Annotated in this window: 25 protein-coding genes and 3 pseudogenes; 16 read left to right on the forward strand and 12 right to left on the reverse strand. The window is 52.9% G+C overall.

Annotated features, from left to right (window positions below; all coding sequences use genetic code 11):
• The 7 genes and pseudogenes from B4967_RS18310 to B4967_RS12100 all read left to right on the forward strand — a co-directional run.
• Positions 1–286, forward strand: a pseudogene (locus B4967_RS18310) (hypothetical protein); the annotation flags it as partial.
• A 444-nt stretch (positions 287–730) separates the two neighbouring features.
• Positions 731–1111, forward strand: a complete 381-nt coding sequence (locus tag B4967_RS12090) for a MauE/DoxX family redox-associated membrane protein (RefSeq protein WP_243470555.1) — start codon at positions 731–733, stop codon at positions 1109–1111.
• A gap of 165 nt (positions 1112–1276) precedes the next feature.
• Positions 1277–1522, forward strand: coding sequence for a hypothetical protein (locus B4967_RS21555; RefSeq protein WP_340638762.1), 246 nt, complete (start codon positions 1277–1279; stop codon positions 1520–1522).
• 51 nt (positions 1523–1573) lie between these two features.
• A complete protein-coding gene (locus B4967_RS21560; RefSeq protein ID WP_340638767.1) occupies positions 1574–1900 on the forward strand; it encodes a hypothetical protein in 327 nt (108 codons plus the stop codon).
• Positions 1794–2126: an amino acid permease gene (locus tag B4967_RS21565; protein ID WP_340638766.1), complete on the forward strand. Its 333-nt coding sequence runs from the start codon at positions 1794–1796 to the stop codon at positions 2124–2126. Before B4967_RS21560 ends, B4967_RS21565 begins: the two co-directional genes overlap by 107 nt.
• 75 nt (positions 2127–2201) lie before the next feature.
• Positions 2202–2603: a hypothetical protein gene (locus B4967_RS21570; protein ID WP_340638763.1), complete on the forward strand. Its 402-nt coding sequence runs from the start codon at positions 2202–2204 to the stop codon at positions 2601–2603.
• A gap of 27 nt (positions 2604–2630) precedes the next feature.
• Entirely contained in the window at positions 2631–3089 is a 459-nt protein-coding gene (locus B4967_RS12100) for an ATPase (protein WP_083025431.1), read from the forward strand.
• A gap of 499 nt (positions 3090–3588) precedes the next feature.
• On the opposite strand, the gene B4967_RS12105 is transcribed toward B4967_RS12100, so the two are convergent.
• The 4 genes from B4967_RS12105 to B4967_RS12120 all read right to left on the reverse strand — a co-directional run bounded on the left by B4967_RS12105 (position 3589) and on the right by B4967_RS12120 (position 6633).
• Positions 3589–4029 (reverse strand): hypothetical protein, encoded by a 441-nt coding sequence (locus B4967_RS12105; RefSeq protein ID WP_139794482.1) that lies wholly within the window; start codon positions 4027–4029, stop codon positions 3589–3591.
• A 233-nt stretch (positions 4030–4262) separates the two neighbouring features.
• Positions 4263–4472 (reverse strand): hypothetical protein, encoded by a 210-nt coding sequence (locus B4967_RS18320; protein ID WP_207953628.1) that lies wholly within the window; start codon positions 4470–4472, stop codon positions 4263–4265.
• Between the two features lie 130 nt (positions 4473–4602).
• Positions 4603–5148, reverse strand: coding sequence for a c-type cytochrome (locus tag B4967_RS12115; RefSeq protein ID WP_083025434.1), 546 nt, complete (start codon positions 5146–5148; stop codon positions 4603–4605).
• A 207-nt stretch (positions 5149–5355) separates the two neighbouring features.
• On the reverse strand, positions 5356–6633 hold the full coding sequence (locus B4967_RS12120) for a hypothetical protein (protein WP_083025436.1): 1278 nt from the start codon (positions 6631–6633) through the stop codon (positions 5356–5358).
• A 263-nt stretch (positions 6634–6896) separates the two neighbouring features.
• On the opposite strand from B4967_RS12120, the gene B4967_RS18160 reads away from it, so the two are divergent.
• Positions 6897–7298, forward strand: a complete 402-nt coding sequence (locus tag B4967_RS18160) for a tyrosine-type recombinase/integrase (RefSeq protein WP_167408847.1) — start codon at positions 6897–6899, stop codon at positions 7296–7298.
• Positions 7299–7395: 97 nt separating this feature from the next.
• On the opposite strand, the gene B4967_RS12130 is transcribed toward B4967_RS18160, so the two are convergent.
• Complete coding sequence (locus B4967_RS12130; RefSeq protein ID WP_083025438.1) at positions 7396–8559, reverse strand: IS3 family transposase; 1164 nt, start codon at positions 8557–8559, stop codon at positions 7396–7398.
• A 268-nt stretch (positions 8560–8827) separates the two neighbouring features.
• Between B4967_RS12130 and B4967_RS18325 the strand changes: the two are divergent.
• The 5 genes and pseudogenes from B4967_RS18325 to fdhD all read left to right on the forward strand — a co-directional run.
• A pseudogene (locus tag B4967_RS18325) lies at positions 8828–9904 on the forward strand (molybdopterin-dependent oxidoreductase); the annotation flags it as partial.
• Positions 9905–10118: 214 nt separating this feature from the next.
• The gene (locus B4967_RS20430; RefSeq protein ID WP_279384710.1) at positions 10119–10385 is read left to right on the forward strand and encodes a molybdopterin-dependent oxidoreductase; all 267 of its coding nucleotides are present in this window, start codon (positions 10119–10121) and stop codon (positions 10383–10385) included.
• A 13-nt stretch (positions 10386–10398) separates the two neighbouring features.
• The gene (locus tag B4967_RS18330; RefSeq protein ID WP_207953623.1) at positions 10399–11658 is read left to right on the forward strand and encodes a molybdopterin oxidoreductase family protein; all 1260 of its coding nucleotides are present in this window, start codon (positions 10399–10401) and stop codon (positions 11656–11658) included.
• Entirely contained in the window at positions 11658–11966 is a 309-nt protein-coding gene (locus B4967_RS12140; RefSeq protein ID WP_083025439.1) for an HPP family protein, read from the forward strand. The genes B4967_RS18330 and B4967_RS12140 overlap by 1 nt, the downstream gene beginning before the upstream one ends.
• A gap of 317 nt (positions 11967–12283) precedes the next feature.
• Positions 12284–13150 (forward strand): formate dehydrogenase accessory sulfurtransferase FdhD, encoded by an 867-nt coding sequence (fdhD, locus tag B4967_RS12145; RefSeq protein WP_083025441.1) that lies wholly within the window; start codon positions 12284–12286, stop codon positions 13148–13150.
• A 32-nt stretch (positions 13151–13182) separates the two neighbouring features.
• On the opposite strand, the gene B4967_RS12150 is transcribed toward fdhD, so the two are convergent.
• From B4967_RS12150 to B4967_RS12155, 3 genes are all read right to left on the reverse strand, one after another.
• Positions 13183–13710, reverse strand: coding sequence for a helical membrane plugin domain-containing protein (locus tag B4967_RS12150; RefSeq protein ID WP_083025443.1), 528 nt, complete (start codon positions 13708–13710; stop codon positions 13183–13185).
• 153 nt (positions 13711–13863) lie between these two features.
• On the reverse strand, positions 13864–14445 hold the full coding sequence (locus B4967_RS19570; protein WP_243470556.1) for a molybdopterin oxidoreductase family protein: 582 nt from the start codon (positions 14443–14445) through the stop codon (positions 13864–13866).
• Positions 14446–14472: 27 nt separating this feature from the next.
• A complete protein-coding gene (locus tag B4967_RS12155) occupies positions 14473–16677 on the reverse strand; it encodes a molybdopterin-dependent oxidoreductase (protein ID WP_243470557.1) in 2205 nt (734 codons plus the stop codon).
• Between the two features lie 271 nt (positions 16678–16948).
• Between B4967_RS12155 and B4967_RS21000 the strand changes: the two genes are divergently transcribed.
• The 3 genes from B4967_RS21000 (at position 16949) to B4967_RS12165 (ending at position 18003) form a co-directional block, all read left to right on the forward strand.
• Positions 16949–17158, forward strand: a complete 210-nt coding sequence (locus B4967_RS21000) for a Rossmann-fold NAD(P)-binding domain-containing protein (RefSeq protein WP_340638764.1) — start codon at positions 16949–16951, stop codon at positions 17156–17158.
• Between the two features lie 214 nt (positions 17159–17372).
• Entirely contained in the window at positions 17373–17564 is a 192-nt protein-coding gene (locus B4967_RS21005; protein WP_340638765.1) for a Rossmann-fold NAD(P)-binding domain-containing protein, read from the forward strand.
• A gap of 109 nt (positions 17565–17673) precedes the next feature.
• On the forward strand, positions 17674–18003 hold the full coding sequence (locus tag B4967_RS12165; protein WP_083025444.1) for an HPP family protein: 330 nt from the start codon (positions 17674–17676) through the stop codon (positions 18001–18003).
• A 1018-nt stretch (positions 18004–19021) separates the two neighbouring features.
• Here the strand turns inward: B4967_RS12165 and egtD are convergent.
• From egtD to B4967_RS21370, 4 genes and pseudogenes are all read right to left on the reverse strand, one after another.
• Positions 19022–19984, reverse strand: a complete 963-nt coding sequence (egtD, locus tag B4967_RS12180; RefSeq protein WP_083025447.1) for an L-histidine N(alpha)-methyltransferase — start codon at positions 19982–19984, stop codon at positions 19022–19024.
• 2 nt (positions 19985–19986) lie between these two features.
• Positions 19987–21294, reverse strand: coding sequence for an ergothioneine biosynthesis protein EgtB (gene egtB / locus B4967_RS12185; protein WP_083025449.1), 1308 nt, complete (start codon positions 21292–21294; stop codon positions 19987–19989).
• Complete coding sequence (locus B4967_RS18335; protein WP_422821855.1) at positions 21273–22907, reverse strand: NADH-quinone oxidoreductase subunit N; 1635 nt, start codon at positions 22905–22907, stop codon at positions 21273–21275. The genes egtB and B4967_RS18335 overlap by 22 nt, the downstream gene beginning before the upstream one ends.
• A gap of 78 nt (positions 22908–22985) precedes the next feature.
• Positions 22986–24181: pseudogene (locus B4967_RS21370) on the reverse strand (complex I subunit 4 family protein); the annotation flags it as partial.
• Between the last annotated feature and the right edge of the window lie 37 nt (positions 24182–24218).

The following is a 24218-nucleotide window of genomic DNA, read 5'->3' on the forward strand; positions in this document are numbered from 1 at the left end:
TGCTCAGGGGCAATCCAAACGTTTCAATATCAATATTGAACAAGCGACTACCCTACAAGTGACGAGTGAGCATTTTCCCGGCATAAGGAGCTATGGTAACCGCATTTCAGCAGTTCTTTACAATGAGTCTGGACAACGAGTAGCAGAAGCGTCCAGTCCACAAGGCCACTTCAACCTTGTCCATCAGTTGCAACCTGGGAATTATCAACTCGAAGTTACAGGAAGATCAGGGGGTGGCAGTAACGCAAATGATGATAACCGTTATGAGTTACATGTTGACTATTAATATATAGTCACTAATTTAAGATACAGGGCCAGCCTTTATGCTTGCCTTTTTATTTAACATATATTTCTATCGTTGCAGAAACCTATTCGTAACCGTAGCTAGAATTTTAAAATAAATGAGCATGGCTATACTTGCCTTTGTGTAGCACAAAGGTTCTATATTTTTAGCAAATACCATATTCTTAGCGAAGGAAAAACAATACCAACGTCAACATCCACTGCCTCTGCACAGGTTTACCGGATGAAAACCGTCGAGCATATGTGCCCGTGGTTTGAAAACGGTTGATCTACTCAAGCGTAAAGGCTTCACAGTTGACGATAACTTGTTGGCCTCACGGGAAGAAATTGACGCGTTTAAAGAACAGGAAAATGCGACACAACGCCTCAAGTATATCTTGGCGATGAACGTATCGGCGGCTATGAAGAACTCCGCGAGCACCTGGGGATGAGCGTTCCTTACGCTAAGTCCATTACCTATCGTCCGGTGCTGGCGATTTTCGCCACCGCGCTATTGATCGGCTTTGCCTTTAGCTGGGCTGCCCAAGGCTCCCTGTTCACCACTCGTATGCCAGAGTACGCCGTTGCCACTGCGATGGTGCTCTTGGGTCTGCAAAAGCTTCAAGACGTAGAAAGCTTCAGCACCATGTTTCTCAACTACGATCTGCTTGCCCAGCGCCATGTCCCCTATAGCTATGTTTACCCTTACGCTGAAACGCTGGCGGGGCTACTGATGTTAGCGGGTACCCTTATCCGGCTTGCCGCGCCACTGGCGCTTTTTGTCGGTACCGTGGGACTGTGGATGCCGCTTCGAATGCTGCTCGGATGAGCAAGCCTATTTTCGCCAAACACTTGATCGGGATCATGTCTTCATTCTGCGTTGTTCAGGTTGCGTTCAGAATCGTCACCCATGCTGTAGGTAAGGTAACTTCATTCATTTCTATCCGAAACAGCGAGGGTAGTCGCTGTCGATATTGAAGAGGTAGCTTTTTTTATGGCGAAACAGGACAGAACGCCACAGTATAAAGAAGGCAGTCTTTCGCTGGTCGGTGCCGTTGCATTAGGCACAGGCGTGATGATTGGGGCTGGTATCTTTGCGTTAACCGGCCAGATGGCCGAAATGACCGGTTATCTTTTTCCTCTCGCTTTTTTGGCCGCTGCGGTGATCGTTTCTTTCAGCGCTTATTCTTACGTAAAGATGTCCAATGCCTACCCATCGGCGGGCGGCCTCGGCATGTAACTTTAGAAAACATACGGCCCCACACTCCCCACCGCTTTTCATGCGCTTTTGATGTATTTTTTTATGGTGATCGCGCAGAGCTTTTTGGCGAGAACCTTTGGCTCGTACACCTTGGAATTAGGGGATCGCTCCTTTTATGCCCCTCTATTAGGTGTTGGTTTACTACTAGCGGCCTTCTTGGTCAATTTATCCGCCAACAAGCTAATTGAGACGGTTGCCTCGGTACTCGGGTTCGTCAAAATAGGCGGTATTGTTGTGTTTGGTGTTGTCGGTGTGTTTGTTGCCGATTCTCTCGAAATGGGGGCAAGCAGCGAAGCACCTTCGCCTACAATCGCAGGTTTTTTTAGGCGCAACGGCACTGGGCATTTTAGCCTTTAAAGACTTCACGACTATTACTAACATCGGTTCGGAGCTTAAGAACCCCAAACGGAATGTCGGTAGAGCGATTATGATCTCAATTGCCTTATGCATGGTGATCTATGCGCTTGTCGGCTTTGCCGCTCCAGCAACCTTTCCTTATCAGAAATTATTGAAACACAAGATTATTCGCTGGCCGCTGCGGCTCGGCCCGCGCTTGGTGAAGCGGCGGTTGCCTTTACTGTGATACTCGCCATGCTGGCTACCGCCGGTGGGATTATCGCCAGCGTCTTTGCCGTTTCGCGCATGGATGCTGACGGAAATGAAACTGGTACCGCACCGTCATTTTCACATGCCCGGCAGCCTGCAAAAGCACACGTTGGTATACACCATTGTATTCGGTTTGGTGCTCACGGCCTTCTTTGACCTGAGCCGTATCGCAGCACTCGGCATTATTCTTTATTTGATCATGGATATCGCTATTCACTGGGGTGTGCTGCGGCATCTTAAAGAGAGCGTGAGCGCCAACCCTATCATACTGGTCATTGCCATACTGCTGGACGCCATTGTGTTGCTGGGCTTTATTTGGGTAAAAGCCACCTCAGACCCTTTTGTTCTTATGATTGCAGGCGTAGTAATGGCGATCATTTTGCTAGGTGAGTGGATGTTCCTCGCCAAACGCGGCACATCATACGATAGCGAGCATTCTCACCACGCTCATTAACATTAATAGCGCTATAGGAGCTATCCCATGGAAGTCAGAACGTTTGGTGATTTGATTGATGGGACGCGTCAGCTACATGAACATCTCGCTAGTTGCCTAGCCCACTGCGCCACCGCGCATGAAGAAGAGCGTGCTCAAATGCTGCTCAATTATTTAGCTGCTCACGAAGCAGAAATGCAGCGTGTTGTTGCACGCTTTGAGCAACAAGCCGACACAAAGGCATTAAAAACATATGTATATGACTATCTAGAGCATAAACCTATCCGTACGCATCGGACCTGCGATGCTCCTTACGCCGAGTTGAGTTTTGACGATATTTGTCACGAGATTTTCGACTTCCATGAGCAAGCAATCAGTCTTTATCGCAGCTTGGCTGGCAAAGCGGAAATCCCTGAGACCAAAGAGTTGGTGGATGCACTTTTGGATTTAGAAGAACACGAAGCCATGCGCCTTGTTCGCCAAACAGGACGAATGAAAGATGTCTGAAGACTATTTCGAAACAAATGAGAAATACCCTGTTTGCAGCATTGCAGACTTTCGAGAAACTGAACATCAGTTACCTTGAGGTGTATTTCTCTTTTGCTTGCCTTTTGAACTATCACTGCTTTCATTCCCACGTCGGGTTCCTCTGAATAAGGGATACTCATTTTTCTTTGAAGGTATCCCTCTGAGCTTTGTGCTCCACACCATCAATAACAACCGTTTCTGGATAGACTAGCTTATCAAAATCGAAATCCATGCAACCTCCTTACTGAGCATGCATGACAGATATTAGGCCGCCGGCTAGGTCTCCTGCCGCAGGGAGTAATGCTAGGCCGAGAACTGTTCATATTTTTTGCAGCAGCTGCTTCTCCAGGTCTTTACCTGATCGTCGCTGGTCTTTTTGCGCTAAAAACACGCCGAACAGCTTTTACTCGCTGGCCAAGTCCCGAACGGGCGCACTATCAAGAAGCACTGAAGAGGCATTGCCTATTCTGTTTCGCACCTATACCAGCCTAGATACCCGGCGTTCCAACCCTGTTGAAGAGCAAAAGTGTAGCTCTGCTGTAATGAGCTCTCCTGGCTCCGCTGATTCTGGTTCTTCTTCATCCGAAAACACCCTCATCGTCAACCCTTCTGCGGTGAGCATGAGGCCTTGCTTCAAGTTTTCATAATCAGGATTGTGGTCTGCTGATAACTCCACTAGACGACCATGAATCTTGGTAACTGCGCGGGCACCCTGGCCTTGATCCGTGTTGTCGATAGCGAGAATCGCCGGGCTTTCTGCGGTATACCGATAGGCGCAATACGCAGCGTCTCCCAGCACCTTTTCGATTTCGGCTTCTTGCATCGTTTGGGGATCGATCGCCGGTATATCAGGCGAGTTGACGGCCTCCTGCGCTCCAACCGCGTCGGGAGACGGCCCTTGCATCATCGGATTTTCCACTCCTTCGCCAGGGGCAGGATCGCCCCAACCGGCGAGAAAAGCGGTGCCCAGCGTTACTGTCGAAAGGATAAGGATCTGACGAGGGCGGTTCTGTGTAAGGAATAAACATCAGTCGGCCCTCTCCAAATCGCGTATGAGATATTTCATTTCCGCAATTTCGCGACGCTGTGCCTCAATAATTTCATCGGCGAGCTTACGCACACGCGGATCGGAAATTTGTGCTCGCTCGCTGGTTAAGATCGCGTGGAAGGGTGAGGAATCATTGCCTTCATATACTCGTCCACGCCCACGGTAGCCTGGCTGCGGACGAGCCATAATGCGGCGGTGAAAAGCAGAGCCTGCCCACAAAAATGGCGATATTGATCAGTTTCTTCTGATACATATTGAACATAAAGCTCAGCATTATCACCGCCATCACAGCGCCCATCACAAGTGCCATCCATGCTCTGGTTTCGCTCCAGAAGACATGCTCATAGGCCTACGTATTGAGATACATCACCCCGTACATAATGACCGTAGAGGTAGCGATCATCGCGCCGAAACGCCAATAAGACATGTTCATAGCGTTTCCCTTTAGTGTCCATGATCTGTTGAACTGCCCGTTTCAAAGCTTGCGTACTCATCTTCCGTCATGCCGGGTAGGCGCATGACAAACGCAGTGATGTTCCAGATTTCATCATCACTGTGAGTAGGTACGAACGCAGGCATACCACTCATTCGTATCCCATGTTTAGCCAACCAGAATACTTCGCGGGGCTCCCATTCGGAGATGGTATCGGTCAGATGTGGCGGCTCTGGCAGCATGCCTCTAGCCCACTCACTCTGTCGAACTCCCGGGCCGCCGTGGCAATGTTGACACATCCACTTGTAGTCGGTCGCTCCGGCAGTCACCCTCTCATCATTCATTGAAGGAGTCGTGATGGCTTCTGCCCTGTCTGCTACAGAATTTTTCATCGTTGTCATCAGCGTCCAGCGTACAAGGGGCTGATGGACTTGAGTCGCCGCGATGTTGTAGGTGCCGGAATAAGCCACCCAAACAACGACAAGGAGTAAAATCAGAACGAGTATTGCAAGCCCGAAGGCTGCTCCCAGCGCTAAATGCTTAGTTTTCGGCTGCATTGCGGCACCTCGCTTGTTCCTAGAAAGGAAGCGTTGATTCACCTCTCATCACGTGATTTGTTCAGAGTAGTAAGGTTTTACTGGCATGCCAAATTTAAACAATAAGATGGTCTGTTTTGCTGAACTTGTCTGAGCGAGCGTCTACCCAGGCTGCCGATCAGTGCCAGGCCGCTCCGTAAGACTATGGTTGGAACGCCACGCCTTATGTCAGATCGGCTCAATGAGTATGGGTGCGAATCCGCCCCCCGGTGTACGAAAATTCGTGGTTTGGCCTTGGTACAGGCGTGCCGCAGCCAGAATCAGATTGCCACGATAGGTATATAGCCGTACGTCTACCTTGAGCATTTCCCGCTCGCCATCGACCAGAACCAGTCGCTCCGAGGGAGGCACGCACGCCTGAGCGATATAGTCACTTTCGAGTATCTGGGAAAATGTGCGTTTGGTAAGTTTGCTGCCTCGATAAGCGCCCTTGCTGCCATAACCTGCCACTGGTTTAAAAAACCACAGCCGTCGCTGTTGCCAAAGCTCATCTGCGTTACTGGCGGCAACCCTAACGGTGCGCGGAACGCCGCAGCGAAGCAGCTCGGCGTTCTCTGGGCTCAACCCCCAATCCTGAAGAATGGAAGGATCAGACCATTCGGCTAAATTGCGCTTGTCTGCAAAGAGTGCGTGTGCGAATGGGTTTGGGGTTATGACAGCGCCTCCGTCCAGCCAAGCCGAGCGCAGTGCGGCATGCTCTGGCACCTCCAGAGCGAAGTCCACTAAGCGGTTGTAAACCATGTCGATTCGCTCGCCGCCGCTGTATAACGCACCCAACTCATATCTGAGATCAGAGGGAGAGACTATGTGGGCATCGATACCATTATCCCGAAACAGCTGCTGTGCCAGTCGGAACTCAGGATAGAGGTACTGCTCGATAGGCTGGTCATCGACGATCGCTATGCTTTTCGGTCGTCCACTGCCCCGCTGGGCGCGCCATTCACTCTCGAACTGGGCGATGACCGCAGTATCAAAGTTTTCGGCCCAGGCCACCCGAGTAGCCCCGCTGCAGCATTGCAGTTGGGCACGTGCAAGCTCAGCATTGAGGAACGCGCCCCCCGCATTGGTGTTGACTTCGATGAGAAGCGGACCCTCCCCACCGAGGTGAAAATCATAGCCCATGAAGGCGCCTACGGGGCCAGGATTGGCTCGGGCGCTCTGAGGAGCTCTGGAAAACACACGGTGATGAAAGTCGGGGAGCTTGGCCGCAGCTTCCAGAGCTCCGACAATGGGCAGCATTCGATCAAGATCTTGGCTGGGAACAAAAACCGCAACATCTGAAAAGAAGTGATGCCAGACTGAACTGGAAAGCATGTCGTTCGCATTACTTCCCAACTGATTAGCTAGACTACGAACCACTTCTGGCCGATCGAGAGTGACGCAGACGCAGTGCTGGTTCAGCTTTTTCGCCTTCGTTTGTGCTGGGGAATAATTGGTGTCTTGCAAGAGAATACCCTCCGTGTCTATATATCGCCGATCTCCAACCCATGAATATTTCGGCTGAAATCTCCATTGCATCTTGTAGTAAAGGCAAGTTGGTAGAACAGGAGGCCTATGCTTCTTAAAAATACCTGAGCTATTAATGTTCGGCTACAACTTGCTAAAAAGACGAAAGATCTCCCCCCTCTTTAGCCTGGTCAACGATAGGATAGTAAATTTCGGAGCTACGACCTCGTCAATTTACGAGTACGGGATATAGCCCATGATGCGTGTATGCCCTCACGAGCCATTGGACGCAGCAAAAAAAGCAAAGACCTGAACAGTTCGAAATAACCGAGCAAACCCCTATCTCAGTTATGGACTGGATACAGCTTGCTCAACTCAGAAATAGAGACTTCTTGTTTCCCAGCCGAATCAACAGCGCAAAGCATCTCTCCACGCGCCAATATGTCCATATTGTGAAAGCCTGGGTCACCGAAATAGGTTTAGATGCCTCAATCTATGGCACGCACATAATGCGCCGCACCAAAGCTTCGCTTATATACCGTCGCACGAAAAACTTGAGGACAGTGCAGCTGCTCCTGGGTTACACGAAGCTGGAAAGCATCGTCCGATATATTGGGATTGAAATAGATAATGCGTTGGATGTGGCAGAACAAACAGAAGTTTGATATAGACAAACGACGGCCTATTTCGGGCCGTCGTTGCCCGGCCAGAAGCGATCTTTTAGTTAAAGCTTGATGTGGCAACAGTCTTCCGGACATATTTTTAAGCAGCTACTGGTAGCGCTGACTCATAGTCCACTGGACTCATATAGCCATTGCTGGAGTGCAGCCGCACCCGGTTATAAAACACTTCGATATACTCGAAGATGACTTGCTTCGCTTCAGCCCGCGTCTTGAAGTCTTCATGGTGAACAAGTTCCGTCTTTAGCGTGTGGAAGAAGCTTTCTGACGGGGCATTATCCCAGCAATTTCCCTTACGACTCATACTGCACCGATAACCATGTTGCGTCAGCAGCTGCTGGAAGTTGTCCGATGCATACTGGCTGCCGCGGTCGCTATGAACCAGTAATCCGGCCTTAGGCCTACGCTTCCAAATCGCCATGGTAAGCGCATCATTGACCAGCGAGGTCGGCATGCGACTATCCATTGACCAACCTACGACAGCGCGCGAATACAAGTCGATAAACACCGCTAGGTAAAGCCACCCCTCCCGCGTCGGTATGTAGGTGATATCCCCCACATAAGCCTGATCGGGCTTCTCCGTGGTGAAGTGTCGATCCAGCAGGTTGGGAGCAACGTGTTTATCATGTTTCGAGTTCGTTGTTGCCCTGAACTTGCGCCTTGTTTTGCACGCCAAGCCTTCCTCCTGCATTAATCGGCCAATGCGACGCCGACTGACTGATTCATTCTCTTCAGACAGCTTCTGCTGGAGACGTCGCGTCCCATACGTCGCTCGGCTGGCTTGATGGTGTTTATGAATGTTGGCCTTCAACGCTTCATCTCGCTGGTTTCTCAAGCTGGGCGGCCGTAATTGCCACTCGTAATAACCGCTTCGGGAAACGTCAAACACCCGACACATCAGAGCGATGCTGAATTCGCTCTGATGGTGCATGATAAAGGTGTATTTCAGCGTGATTCTTTGGCGAAGAAAGGCTGCCGCCTTTTTTAACAGTTCCCGCTCCTCCTTGAGTCGGGCATTTTCACGACGCAGCTGTTTTAGCTCCTCATACAGATGCACGTCATTTACCTGCTTACCGGAGCCTGGCGGTGGTTCGCCGTGAAATTTATTGATCCAGGTATGCAGTGTATTGACGTTCACCCCCAGTTCCCGGGCGGACTGGGCAACTGGCTGATTCGATTCTATCGCCAGTTTGACGGCACCTTCTCTGAATTCGTCGGTATAAGAATTGGTTTTCTTCTGAGTCATGACACACCTCTATAAGCAGGAGATATTACCTGCCTCTGTGTGTCCGGGAAACTATAGCCACTTCAGCTGACATAATGGCTCATCATTAGATGAAAACCTTATTCGAACACTTACATTGACCGCTTAGACAAACCCTTCAAACCCCAAATACTAGACCAAACAGTGTCTAGAATACCTGGTCAGATTCAGCTAGACCGCTCCTGTTGAGATGGCCGTTATCTACTATGCTGCTCTCAGTTGTCACATACATGCATGTTAGGAGCCTGCCATGACCGCACAATCCCGAGACAGTATCGACAATATCTGGGTTGATAGAACGCCCTACGTTGGCAAATGGCCCGATCGCCCTGATTATCAGCTTGCCGACGAGCCTGAGCGCTGGGTGCAATCGGCCTGTGTATTGTGCTCGAACGGATGTGGGTTAGACATCGGCGTCAAGGAAGGAAAAATCGTCGCCGTGCGCGGTCGCACCGATGACCGGGTCAACCGAGGCCGGCTCGGGCCGAAGGGGATGCATGGCTGGATTGCCAACCACAGCGATAATCGGCTCACTCAGCCGTTGATTCGCCGTGACAGCGGCCAACTGGAACCGGCTAGCTGGGACGAAGCGATGGAGCTGATCGTGCGCCGCTCAAAAGAGATTTATGAGCAGTACACGGCTAATGCAATAGGCTTCTATACGTCGGGCCAGCTATTTCTGGAGGAGTACTATACCCTCGCCGTGATCGGTAAGGCTGGCCTCGGCACACCTCATATGGACGGTAATACCCGATTATGCACTGCAACCGCTGCGGCAGCGTTGAAGGAAAGCTTCGGCTCGGACGGTCAGCCGGGAAGCGATACCGATCTGGATATGACCGAGGGGATTCTTCACGTTGGCCATAACATTTCCAATACCCAGACTGTGTTGTGGATGCGGATTCTCGACCGGCTAAGTGGACCCAACCCGCCCAAGCTGGTGGTAATCGATCCGCGGCGTACAGCCACTGCGGCCAAGGCGGACGTTCACCTGGCGCCACGGGTCGGCACCAACGTGCCGCTGCTCAACGGCCTGCTCCACCTGATTATTGAAGCGGGGCATATCGACCAGGACTTCATCGACAATCACACGATGGACTTCGACAAGCTCAGGCAAACGGTGGCGAAGTATTCGCCGGAGCGTGTCGAAGAACTGACTGACGTGCCGGTAGCTGACCTGCGTGCTGCTGCCACCATTCTCGGTGAGGTTAAAAGCTTGGTCTCTACTGTCTTGCAGGGCGTCTATCAGTCTAACCAGGCAACGGCCGCTGCGGTTCAGGTCAACAACATTAACCTCATCCGTGGCCTGAGCGGGAAGCCTGGCAGCGGTGTATTACAAATGAATGGCCAACCCACGGCACAGAACACGCGCGAGTGCGGTGCCGACGGCGACTTGCCGGCCTTTCGTAACTGGGAAAACCCGGACCATGCCCAGCAACTGGCGGATCTGTGGGAACATAGAAAAAGAACAGCTCCCCGCCTGGAAACCGCCGACCCATGCATTGGAGATCTTCCGCTACGCGGAAAAAGGTACTTTAAAGATGCTCTGGATCTCGGCCACCAATCCCGCCGTGTCGCTGCCGGACCTACATCGAGTACGCGCGATGCTCGCTCGCAAAGACCTCTTCGTGGTGGCTCAAGATGGTTTTCATACCGAGACGACCCTTCTGGCCGATGTCGTGCTGCCGGCAGCGATCTGGGGCGAGAAAACAGGCTGCTTCACGAACGTCGACCGGACAGTGCATATTTCGCATAAGGCCATCGAGGCCCCCCGGCGAGGCGCGAGCCGACCTCGATATCTGGCTTGATTATGCACGCCGCATGGATTTTCGAGACAAGGATGGCGAGCCGTTGATCAAGTGGAACACGCCCGAGGAAGCGTTTGATGCGTGGCGCGAATGTACGCGGGGCCAACTCTGCGACTACACGGGCATGAGCTATGAGAAACTAAGCGGCGGCTCCGGTATCCACTGGCCGTGCAATGAGCAGTATCCGCACGGGCGCGAACACCTCTATTCCGACTATGTTTTCCGTACATTCTACGACACAGCGGAGAACTTCGGTCATGACCTGGACACCGGTGCGGCCGTCACGCCCAAAACGTTTAAAGCGCTGAACCCCGCTGGCCGCGCTCTTTTGAAGGGCGCCGACTACGTTGTTCCTCACGAAATAGTCGATGAGGACTATCCGTTGCACTTGACCACCGGAAGAGTGGTGTTCCAATTCCACACGCGAACCAAGACTGCCCATTCTCGCGAGCTGAACGAAGCTGCGCCGGATGCCTTTATCCAGCTTAATGGCGAAGATGCAGAGCGCCTGGGGATCGAAGAAAGAGACATGTTGCAGATTGAGAGCCGGCGCGGGTGGGCCTACGCTCCAGCGCGTATTGGTGATATCGAGCCAGGCCATGTGTTCATGCCGTTTCACTATGGCTACTGGGACAATGACGAGCGGCCTCGAGCAGTCAACGAGATGACGCTGTATGAGTGGGATCCGGTGAGCAAACAGCCGTATTTCAAGTACGCCGCGGTGCGTTTGCGAAAGATGCAACCGGGCGAGCCCTTCGAGATGGATGATCCGATGCGCGACGAGCATTTAAAGGAGGCTTCGGAGAACCCCAGGGCGCATGTGGCCGATTACCTCGGTCTGCTCGACGATAGCTCGCGCGCCACTGCTCAGGCGCTGTTCGCCGTGGCGGAAAAGCATAAAGCCGAGCCGGACATTGGCGCGATATGCAAAATGCTAGCGCGCTTCTCACAAGAGCATTCCGAAGACTTGCAACCATGCATCCAGCGCTACGGCGAAACTCAGGAAAAGGAGGCAGATAAGCTGCTTGAGGTGCTTCAGCCGAGCCACCATAAGGGCCCTCTTTCGCTACTGCGTGATTTGCATGATTGCTGGTTGCTGGCACAGGAATCGCATATATCGATCGTTGTGTTGAAGCAAGCTACGCAGGCGCTGCGCGACGACGAAATGATGGAGCTATTGCAGCGCATGTCGGAGCATAACAGTCGGCAATTGGCCTGGCTGAAGACGCGAATCAAGCAGACCGCTCCGCAAAGTCTGATAGTGCCAAGTTGATGGGCGAGGATACGAAGAATGGAAAGCCATTTGGCGGACCGGAGTGGTTCTGGTCCCCGGTCACCGCTGCATTCACGACGCTATTGATCGGGGGTGTAGCGGTCATCGCCGCTCAACCCTGGCTATTCCCCAGCCTGGGTCCGAGCATTTTCCTGCATGTGCACAAGCCCAACCTAGAGTCGGCCAGGCTTTACAACACGGTGATGGGGCATTTGATTGGCGTGGCCGCAGGCGAAGTCGGTGTTCTACTGACCGGGGCGAGCCAGGCCCCATCGGTGCTGTCGAGCCAGACCATGCCCGAAAGCTAGATACCGATACCCTGTCGATGGCTGCCTGGAAGCTCAGGCGGCTTTTTGTAGTGTTTCCTATATTCTCTTTGTAAGGATCCTGGACGGGGGGAATGACAATGCGGAGTCAAGTAGGTGAACAAGCGATGACACCTTGATGCTGGACAGCGTACGGTTACCTATATATATGAATAGCGGTTTTTTAGCGGTATGTGGAGGATTAAGCACATATCTTATTGGCAGGTGGTAAAAGCTGAACTAGCCTCAACGATAGTGGACTTGTTGCTTGCTAAAAAAGTGGCCGCGACTCAGGAAGAGACCAGGGCAAGGAGCTTACAATGGATATAGCGAGGAACGCGCACGAATACGGCGATATTCATTTGGATATCCTCACCTTAGACGCCAAAGGTATCACCGCCAGAGAGGACGCTTTGGCCATCGAAGAGGCGTTGGAAATCCGCCTATCGGGTGCCGAACCTGTTATCACTATGCGAACACCAGGCCACGATCGAGAACTGGCCGCCGGATTAATGCTAAGCGAGGGGCTCGCGCGTACTAAGGATGACTTTGAAGTTATCGACCATCTAGTCGGGCAGCCCAATGTACTGCAAGTAGTGCTTAAGCGCGTTAATGCCACTAAGGCCGAACGCTTGGAGCGTTCATCTCTCTCTAACAGCGCCTGTGGCGTATGCGGTAAGAAAAAGCTGAATCTTGAGGCTATGCAGGGGCTGCCACCTTTAGCATTTTCCAATCAGTTGAGTCGACAACTGCTCTCTTCGTTGCCAGCAGAGCTACACAAGCATCAAACACTCTTCGAGCAATCCGGCGGGTTACACGCCGCTGCCCTGTTTGATACCAGTGGGCAACTACTGGTATTACGAGAAGATGTTGGACGTCATAATGCGGTGGACAAATTGAATGGATGGGCAGTATTGAATAATCAGCTGCCGCTTTCTGTTCGCATCATTCTACTAAGTGGACGAGCTAGTTTCGAGCTCATTCAGAAATGTATCATGGCGCGGGTGTCGGTTGTATGCGCGATTTCCGCCCCCAGCAGTTATGCGGTGCGGCTGGCAAGAGAGTTCGGTATAACACTGGTAGGATTTCTGCGCGAGGGTCGTTTTAATATTTACTCAGGCTCGGAGCGGATTCTCGGACCCTCTTATGTGTTGCCCAATAGTGCCGTCAACAAACGCTCAGCCTAGTCTGGGCACTCATTTACCAGCGTGTTCGTGGTTTATGGTCCCTCTGTCGCCTTGCCGGTAAAGTCGGTGACTGGCTTGTCGATAGGCTTGTCGAGCCGCTCGGAAAAAGCTCTTAACCCCGCCAGTAGTGGCTGGATGGCATGCCAGAGTTCATCGTCGTGCAGCAGCTTATGCAGGCCGCGGATACCTGGTGCTTCTTTGTTGTCAGTTTCTTCAGCGGTCTTTGCGTCACTCTTTTCACTACTCTTTTCATTACCATGATAGCTGCTGACCTCGCCCATCCCCTCCTTAATCGCGAACATCACTTGGTAAAAACGATCCGGGGGGATGGAGGACAAGGTCATCGCCATGATCGAGATATATTGAATAGCGTTGAGAGACCCTTCTTTACTCAGTCCGTTAACCAAGATACGAATAATATCGGAATTGGCGGCCACCATATCGTTAGTAAAGCGCAGCACCCCATGCTCATGTAGGGTCTGAAGCAGGGTCTCTAACTCTTCGTGAGCATCAGGGCCTATCTTTGGCGGCGTCACGTCCTGGGAGATTCGTTCGGCCATTACATTTTCCTCGGATTGGTTTGCTGGGCGGGCGGTAACCGATAATCTTCTTGCGTCCACTTGACCGCAACCGCTACGCCTTGATTAGGCGTGCGCCGCCCGAAGCGATAGTTAGTACTGGGTAGTGGCGGTTCTGTGCGCTTGTCGAGCACCTCAAGTTTGACGGCTGTCTCCTTGTAGGCCGGCGGTTTGTACAACGGGGTCGTTATGTTCGCCCGTTAGGGCGTTCACTCCCGGCTTGCCGAAATGGATTGGCATGAACAGGGTCTTGCCAGCCACACGGTCAGTAATTAACGCTGGGAAATCGATACTGCCGCGTCGTGAAGTAATCCGTACCCAAGTGCCTTCCTTGATGCCCCGCTCGGCGGCAAGTTCAGGGCTAACTTCGACAAAGCCATGCGGGGCCTGATCCCAGATGCCTTCCGATCGGCCTGTCTGATTGGCCCCTTGGAATTGTTCAAGTATCCGACCATTATCGAGTGATAAATCATATTCCGCATCGGTAGCTTCTTCAGGCTCCTTCCACTCCATCGGGAAAAGGTTGGCCTTGCCGTCTTCTGTATGAAATCCATCGGTATACAGAAGGGGTGTATCAGTACCATCCGCAGCTACTGGCCACGACAGGGATTTCCAGCCCTCCAGGCGTTCGTAGGTGACGCCAGCGAACATCGGCGAGATAGAGGCGCACTCTTGCATAATCTGAGAAGGGTGTGTGTAACCCCAATCATGGCCCATACGAGCGGCCAAGTCGGTAAGGATACGCTAATCAGGACGACTGTCACCAAGTGGTGGCAGCACTTCATAGAAGCGTTGGATACGCCGTTCCGTATTGACAAATGTTCCGTCTTTTTCAACGCTAGGGCAGGCGGGCAGCACTACATCAGCAAACTCCGCAGTACGGCTTAAAAAGATATCCTGCACCACCATAAAATCAAGATGTTCAAAGGCGGAATGTACGTTATGAGTATTGGCATCGGAAAAAGCAGTTTCCTCGCCAATCACATACATCGCTTTGATATCGCCCTGGTCGGCCGATTGCACCATGAGGAAATTGCCTTCACCGACCTCATTAGAGGGCTGGCTCGGATCGACGCCCCAGCCTTTAGCCCAGCGCTGTCGTGCGCTCTCATCGGTGACTTTATCATAGCCGCGGTACATATTGCGTAGGCAGCCAAAATCTCTCGCACCCTGCACATTATTATGGCCACGCATAGGGTAACCGCCAGTGCCGGGCTTGCCATAATTACCTGTTACCAGTAGTAAGTTGGAAAGTGCAGTACTAGTATCCGAGCCGTGGGAGTGCTGGGTGCTTCCCATCGCCCACAGCAGGCAGACGTTTTTTGCCCGGCCAATCATTTCGGCGGTGTTGATTAGCTCCTGCTTGGAAATCCCTGTCTTGAATTCGGCGAAATCCAAGGTGAATGGCTCCAATGAGCGGCGGTACTCCTCCACGTTATTGACCCATCTTCCCAGAAAATCCAGGTCCGCTAAGTGGTTATCGCACATATAACGCGACAGAGCCGAAGCCCAAATAAGGTCAGTGCTGGCATTGGGGCGTAGAAAAATATCAGCGCGTTCGGCCATCTCGTGCTTGCGTGGGTCCATGACGATCAATTTTTGGCCGCGTAGTTTTTGCGCAGCTTTAATCTTTGAAGCAATCACAGGATGGTTTTCGGCCGTATTGCTACCCACTAACACGACCACCTCAGCTTGCTCAATATCTTTGATGGTACCGGCGTCTCCACCGTAGCCGACAGTGCGAAACAAGCCTTTAGTGGCGGGGTTTTTGCAATAGCGCGATGAGTTATCGACACTGTTAGTGCCGATGATCAAACGAGCGATTTTCTGAGTTAGGTAAGCTTCTTCATTGCTGGCCTTACTTGAGCCAATAAAACCCAGACTGTTAGAACCATGCGTGTCGCGGACTTCAAGCAACCTGCGAGCTACGAGATCTAATGCTTCCTCCCAACTGGCTTCACGAAAGCGGCCATTCTCACGGATCAGTGGAGTGGTCAGTCGTTTCTCGCTATTAACGAAATCCCAGGCAAATTTACCTTTAATACAGGTAGAAATACCGTTGGCAGGAGCGTCAGGGGAAGGTTGAACCTTGAGGATATGACGATCGCGCGTCCACATTTCAAATGAGCAACCGACGCCACAATAGGTACAGACCGTTTTAGTGCGTTTGATGCCGGGCTGGCGCCAAGCTGAATCTATTTCCGAAATCCCTGTGATGGGCTTAGCGCTGATGGTCGTTTCGATTTTCTTGACGATTTCGATCATCGGCCGTTTAAGTGACCATGGCATGGAGGTAAGCGGACCCGCATGCTCATCCATGCTATTTTCCATCAGTGCGTTGCAAGGGCAAACAGTGACGCAATGTCCACAATGAACGCAGCTTGAATCATTGATTTCCTTGCCGCCATCCCAAAGTACGCGAGGGTTTTCACTGGCGTAGTCAATGCTTAAGGTTTCATTGACTTCGATGTTCTGACACGCTTCGACACAACGGCCACACAGAATGCATTGGTCAGGATCGTAGGTATAAAACGGACTAGTAGTGTCTTTAGCATGCGGTTTAGGTTGAAACTCATAACGTTGAATGGGGATATCCATTTCCACCACTGCGTTATGCAGGCTGCAATCGCCATTATTGTTTTCACATACCGTACAGTACAGCTCATGCTTGCTAAGCAGGCGATCCATTCCTTCGTGGCGTGCTGCAACAGCCTGTGGATCACGGCTGGAAATTTGCATCCCTTCTTGGGTACGCAGCGCGCAGCCTCGTTTTAGCTCTCCATTGACTTCGACCCAGCAGGCATCGCAGGTTTCAATCGCCCCTAGCGAGGGATGATAACAAACACTTGGCAAAGCGATGCCATGACCTTCTAGAAAGTCGATCAATGGCTCATCGGCGATGCCTCTTATTTCTTCTCCATCGAAAATGATCGTGCACGGCTGGCTCATATGGGCATTCCTCCATGAATTCTTTATTTTTAATATGCAGCTCTACCTCTGTGTCGATTCGCATACATAACTTGAAACATAGTCAAGAAGCCTTGGGTTGCACAAGTTTAACCAAGGGATTGAATGTATATTAAGGGCACGTCTTGTGGGTTATTCCAGGTCAGTAGCGCTATTATCACCTAGGCTTGGTAGGACACATTAGGAAAGGAAGCGAGGGACAAAAATGAAATCGGCAGTTGTCGTTACGGGTGTCAACCGCGGTGTAGGTTTGGTGCTCGCAGAACACTATTTTGATGCTGGATGGCGAGTGTTCGGTGCCTGCCGCCAGTCGTCGGAAGAACTAGATCGCGAGGCCGATCAGGTGAATGAGGGCATTGATGACACCCGGCCTGGCGACGTCGCCCGGCTGGTCGAGGAGCTTAAGGGCCACGAGGTAGATCTATTAATTAACAACGCGGACTGCTTCGCGATGAGTTACTAGGTGGTGTTGATTTCGATAGTCGCCGCGAGCAGATAGAAATCACCGTCTATGCGCCACAGCGAGTAGTGGAAGCGCTACTACCAAATCTTAAAAAGGGTAGAAGTTCGCTAATATCACTAGCCACATGGGCTCACTAGCGGATAACGACTCCGGTGGGTGCTAGGGTTACCGAGCCTCTAAAGCTGCTTTCAATGCGTTTGGTAAATCGTTGGCGATGGACTTGAGGTCGTTGGGTATTGCCGTGGCTCACCTTCATCCCAGCTATGTGAAAACACGCATGGTTAATTCTGGTGGATTGATCAGTCCACAAGAGGCTGCATTGGGCATTGCCGCACGTATTGAAGCGCTGACACTAGATAACAATGGTGGGTTATGGCATAGCAATGGGGAGTCACTCCCTTGGTAAAGGCGGGCGCGATGAACGTGAACGTTATATTCTCGCGTGGGCTACCTAGCGGGCGAGGCCTGTAGCATGTGATTAATGTTTTTGATCAGCCACCCGTGTCCGTGGACAAATGACGTCTACCGACACTCCTTGCCGATTGAGTACACAGCTTAACCGGCTCCTCGTATGGGCATCGGTGCTGTCGAGCCAGACCATGGCCCTGTCGCGCGTCGTCGCATCGGCCATCGCGATGGGAATTTGCCTGCTCGTTCAGCAGCTACTTAAGGCCTCGCACCCGCCCGCTGCGGCCACAGCTCTGCTGATCGCCTTAGGCGGCTTCAAGCTGGTACCTTCCGATATGCTCGCCATTGCGGTTGGGGTCGGGCTGATCGTCTTGATCGGTGAGCCGTTGCGGCGCGCGCGTGTTGGAATTTTATTTGGTAAAAAGCATAACGATTAGTCTGGTCTGAACGAGCCGGGGCGGGCTCCGTGAAGCTAATAGGCCGTGAACGCGGGAAGCCGGCCGTCGGTTTACAGCGGTTTCCGTTACTGATGGAGGGTACGCTAGTCGACAATTTGCGCAGCAAGGCTTTTTCTTGCGCTAGCACAGCGAAGAACTCTATCCATAGGGCAGCTTTGGCAGACGGTGACAAAAAGCTAGATACCAATTCCCTGACGATGACTACCTGCAAGCTCAGGCGGTTTTTTGTAGTGTTTCCCTAGTGCTAATAAGTAAGCGTAGTGCTCGAAAAAAGCCACGGTACCTTGCCCTCGGGACCGACATCGGGATCTGGTCAGAAGCAGCAACCCCGATGTGATATAACCAGGCTAATGAATATCTTGCTGAGCTTGAGGCGTTAGCCGAGCAGGCAGGCAACTTGTTACTGATTGGCGTCCCGATATGCGAAGCGGAGGGTCGTATCTAAAATGTGGTGGTGAGCCTCTCCCATCTCTCAGGCTTCTACTACAAACGCACTTGGTGCCATTAGGTGAATATGTTCCGTTTCGAGACTTCTTGGGTTCGGTCCCCGACGTGCTCGGGGCGGCCATGTTTGTTTTCATACCGGGAAGGCAAGCACACGTTCTTAATGCATCAGAGGCGCCCTTAGGGGTCTTCATCTCCTACGAAGCGGTCTTGGTGCCGAAGTCACAGAACTTCTGTCCGAAGCGCAGTTACTAGTAAATGTCAGCAACAATGCTTGGTTCGGCCCTCACCTGCCCTTCCAGATGTCACGCATGCGTGCCATCGAAACCGGCCGAGAACTGCTAAGTACCACGACCACCAGCATCACTGCAGCTATCTGCTACGAAGGAATGGTCCTTAAGCGCGCCCCTCAATTCAAGGTGGCTACCCTCAGCGCCGAAGTGACACCGCGAACTGGCGCGACCCCTTATGTGTACTCCCGGGATTGGCCTGTCCTTGGCCTTCCCTATCAGCGCTTAATGTGGAGTTGTAGTGGCCGCGCTATCAGTGTCCCCTAGGCACGCGTCAGGTAGTGGACGCTAAACAAGCTATTCGCATCGGTCCAGGACGAGAGCGCCTCAAATCCCGCACGTCCCGCCAACGCCTGAAACCCCTCGAGCGTGTATTTATACGAGTTTTCAGTGTGGATTGTCTCGCCTTCCAGAAAACTGAAGCGCTCCCCTTCAATAGTGACGACTTGAGGTAACTGACTGACCAGATGCATCTCAATACGAGAGTGTGCTTCGTTGAAGAACGCATGATGGACAAAATTGGCGGGATCGATTTTAGCGTGCAGCTCATGCCGTAGCCGTTCCAATAGATTTAGGTTGAATGCTGCCGTCACACCCGCTGCATCGTTGTAGGCGGCTTCAAGGGTCGGCTTATCCTTAACCAAGTCGACTCCTACCAACAATCCGCTGCCGGTGGGTAACAAAGAATGCAGTCCACGAAGAAAATCTTCAGCGGCTTGGGGGTCGAAATTACCGATACTTGAACCAGGAAAAAAACCGACCGGTCTTTCGCAGCATAGCCCGTCCGGTAAGGCCATATTGCAACAGAAATCGGCACAGGCGGCATGCACTTCAAGCCATGGGTAATCCGCCGCTAGTCGTCGTGTACTGTCGAGCAGAAAATCCCGCGAGATGTCGATTCCCAGGTAACTGCTAGGACGCATGGCTTCCAGTAGAAGTCGTACCTTACGGCTCGCCCCGCTGCCAAGCTCGATCAACGTCGCTTCATGCCCGGCTATCTCGGCTATATCATCGGCGGCCTCCGCGAGGATCGCCTCCTCGGTCCGTGTCGGGTAGTATTCTGGCTGCTCACAAATTTGATCAAATAACTCAGAACCACGCTGATCATAAAAGAACTTTGGCGAGGCGAACTTTTGATCGGCTCTGAATCCCGTCAGTATCTCATCGCGAAGCGATGTTGAGGCTGGGGACGGGTGCAAGTCGTGGAATTGTACGGCCAGGCTCATGATTAGCTCTCCTTAGCAAGACGGAATCCGGAAAATGCCCAACGGGCATGAGGTGGGAAAAAATTACGATAGGTCGTGCGGATATGGTCTTCCGGGGTGGCACAACAGCCACCTCGAAGCACCATCTGCCCCGACATAAACTTGCCGTTGTATTCACCTAAGCTGCCCGGCAACTTGCGAAATCCTGGATAGGGCCGATAGGCGCTGCCGGTCCACTCCCAAACATCACCGAACATCTGCCTCGGCCCCTCGCTGGATCCGCCGGGGGCAGCCGCGACCGGCTGAAGATGGCCTTGTTCGACGAAGTTGCCATGCAGGGGGACATGTTGAGCCACCGCCTCCCACTCGGCCTCAGTAGGTAGGCGTGCGCCGGCCCATTGGGCATAGGCATCGGCCTCGTAGAAGCTGACATGGCAAACCGGCGCATTCACGTCCACTGGCACCAGCCCGCTTAACGTATAGTGATGCCAGACGCCGTCCCGCTCGACCCAGTAAAGTGGCGCCTTCCAGCCTTCCGCCTTGACCGTGGCCCAGCCATCCGACAGCCAATAGTCAGGTTTGTCGTATCCCCCCGCCTGCATGAACGTGAGAAATTCACCATTGGTAACCGGACGGTCAGCGATCTGGAAAGCCTCAATGAATTGACGATGACGCCCCATTTCGTTGTCGTAGGCAAAACGGCTATCGTTGGCATCATGACCTATCTGCCGCACGCCGGCTGGATAAGCGTGCCAACCGAGTTCACCGACCTCATGGGCGGGTGCCGACACAAGATCACCTCGATAGACTGGGCAGAGCGGGTTCTGGGCCAGGATATGCTTTATGTCCATGAATAGCAGTTCCTGATGTTGCTGCTCGTGAGGCAACCCAAGCTCCAGACGATGGAGAATCTCCTGCAGGTGTTCTTGCGGAGGGTCGTTGAGCAATTCTTCCATGGCCTGATTAATGTGCGCGCGATAGCGATAGACGTCATCCACTGTGGGGCGCGAAATCATGCCGCGTTCAGGACGAGGAAACGGCGTACCGTGGGTCTCATAGTAAGAGTTGAAAAGGTAATCGTATGCGGGGTCGAGGGTCTGGTAGCTGGGGTGAAACGGCTTGAGGATGAAGGCTTCGAAGAACCAGCTGACATGGGCGATGTGCCATTTCGGGGGACTGACGTCCGGCATGCTCTGCACCATGTAATCTTCTTTATGCAGAGGTTCGCAAATTGCGTCGGTGGCGGCACGAACCCGCTGGTACGCACGCAGCCACTCCTTGGTATGAATGCTATCGATTGTTTCGATAGTTAAATCTTGAATAGGTGACATAAATAACTCCCTCTAAGTATTACTCCGTTTAGCTTGATTCGGCAGGCCAGGCCTAACGCACAAAGCCTATCGAATCCGTGAACTCCATTAGCATTTCTGCACCAAGCCCACCGACAATCAACAGCAAGCCAGACACGATCATGGTGGTTCGTGCCCACTGGCCCACCAGTACATGCACAGTGGGGTCGGGTATCGCTAAACATCATCCGCGCCACGATGCGCAGGTAATAGAACAGCGAGACAACGGTGTTGGCGGCAGCCACGAATGCCAGCCAAGCGTATCCCCCCTCAATCGTGACGCTGAACAACATGAGTTTGCCAAAAAAACCGATCAGCGGCGGGATACCCACTAAAGAAAGTAGCGAAGCGATTAGTATCGTTGTGGCAATAGGGGCCTGTCTGGCTAGCCCCTGATAGCTCTCCAGTGCAGTGCGCCCTCTCAGATAGGTGACCACAGCGAAAGCCGCCAAGTTAGCAATGGCGTAGCTGGCCAAAAAGAACACCAGCGCCGGTAGAGCCTGGTCGCTTGTTCCCATTACCACGATCGCCATCAAGGCATAGCCGGACTGGGAAACCGATGACCAACCCAGCAGGCGCCGTACATCTGTCTGTCGAAGGGCAGCCACGTTACCCAGCGTCATGGTCGTGACCGAGATCAGAGCCACAATCGCTCGCCAGGCGACATCCGGCGGCATTAATGACACGAAACGGGCCAATGCGACGGCAGCGCCAATCTTGGGAATTACGGTCAAGAAGGCTGCCACCGGTGCCGGGGAACCTTGGGCTACATCCGGCATCCAGGCGTGGGCCGGAAAAGCCGCCAGCTTGAAGGACAAGCCCAGTATGATAGAGGCAGTGGCGATGGTTAGCGCCAGGCTGTCGTGACCTACGGAAAGTTTTTGTGCGATTTCTGGATAGCCTGTGTTACCAGTCAGGCCGAACAACACGACAACGCCTATCGTCAGTAAAGTGTTGGTCAAGGCTCCCATCAGAAAATACTTCATGCCAGCTTCCAGGGCGGGTGCCCAGGTGCGGTGATAGGCAGCCAGCGGATAGCTGGCCACCGACGACAGCAACACACCGACGACCAGTTCCATGGTGTCACTGGCTGACGCCATCATGATCACACCCAACAGCGCGAACAACATCAATGCGTAATACTCGGCATGGCGGCGATCGGTCTGCATCCACTCAGGGGACATGGCAATAACCAGCGCGCCGGCAATCAACACGACTAGTTTGCTGGAGAGTGCCATGCCGTCCAGGGCCCACACACCCGAGAACGTCAGCCTCGGCGGTCCATCCCACTGCGTAAAGGTCAACCCAATACAAAGCCCAATCGTGAGCAACGCCAGTACAGCCGCCCAGACATGCTGGTGTTGTCGGGCGAAAGCCGCGAACAATACGATAATCACAGCACCGAGCGTCAGGCTGATTTCCGGCAACACATCACCAATAGGCATCAGCGGGCTCCTACCAACAGCGTTGCTGAAGCCTCTATGAGGGTCAGCAGGAACTGCGGCGCAATACCAATGATCACGAAGCCTGCCGACAGCACCCCGACAACTCGCCCATCGCTGCGGCATCGCCCCGAAGAACAGTTTTTGCAGCATCTGCAGAAACAACGCTGCCGTGATCAGAATGCCCAGCACACCAATGACAGCGAGCCAAGGGTAGACGGCAAAGGTGCCGGCAAAGATATGGAACTCCGCCACGAAGCCGGCCAGACCAGGAAGCCCCAGCCTGGCAAACGAGGCGAGTATGGCGAACGTTGCCAATAGCGGTGCCTGTCGGAGCAGCCCACCATAGCTATCCAAATCGTATTCCTCGGTGCGCTGCCGGAACGAGCCGCAGATCAGAAACAGCGCCCCGGTAATCAGTCCGTGTTCCACCATCTCTACCGGGGCCCCTATCAGTGCCATCTCGCGGGCATATACCGCATCCTGGAACAAGGCGCCAGCCACGGCGATCCCTAGCACCGTGTAGCCCATATGATTGATAGAGGTATAGGCAATGCGTCGTTTCAAATTTCCCTGGCCAAATGCCACGAGGGCACCATAGAGAATAGAAACCACAGCAAAGAGAGCGATAATCAGAGCGTAGCGGGCAAAGGTCTCCCCCATCATTGAGTACGGAATCCTCAGAATACCGTAGGTGCCCATCTTGAGCAGCACCCCGGCGAGAACTGCCGAGGCCGGTCCGGGAGCGTCGACATGCGCTTGGGCAACCAGGTAGGCACGGGCACGATGGGAGTCTTGATGGCGAAGCCGAGCATGAGGGCGAGAAATATGAGGCCAGCAGACACACCCGCTCCCGCCAATGGCTGCTGCTCGATCAGCACTCGCATGTCAAAGGTGTGTGGCTCGACTGATAGATAAATCCCGATGAATGCCAGCAACAACAGTAGCGAACCACAGAAAGTGTAAAGAAAGAACTTGAATGCTGAATGCTCGGCCAGACCGTGCCCCCAGCGGCCGATCAGGAAAAACATCCCCACCAGGCTCAGGTCGAAAAAGACATAGAAGAGCAGCAGGTCCAATGAGAGGAAGACGCCAAGCGACACGGACTGCAGAAAGAGCATCCAAGCGTAGTACTGCCGAGGCTGGTTCTGCGTGTTAATGGGATAGGCAATACTGGCAGCGAAGACCAAGGAACTCATCGTCGCGATAGCCAGCGCGATGCCGTCTACGCCTAGCCGGTATGCCATGCCCAGGCTGGGTACCCAAGGCACCTCTTCGACAAATTGAAATAGTGCGCCTTGGGTATCGAACTGCAGCCAAGCCCAGGCCAGCAGTAATACAGGCAATAGGGAAACCCCCACAGCAAACAGGCGAGCCGTGGTCTCTGTCCAACGGCGTGAAACGGCGAGTACGAGAGCTCCCAGCATGGGAAGGCCCAAGGGTGCGGTGAGAATCAAAGGAGTG

Origin of the sequence: Vreelandella lionensis, from assembly GCF_002087295.1 — a bacterium.
Lineage (GTDB): Bacteria > Pseudomonadota > Gammaproteobacteria > Pseudomonadales > Halomonadaceae > Vreelandella > Vreelandella lionensis.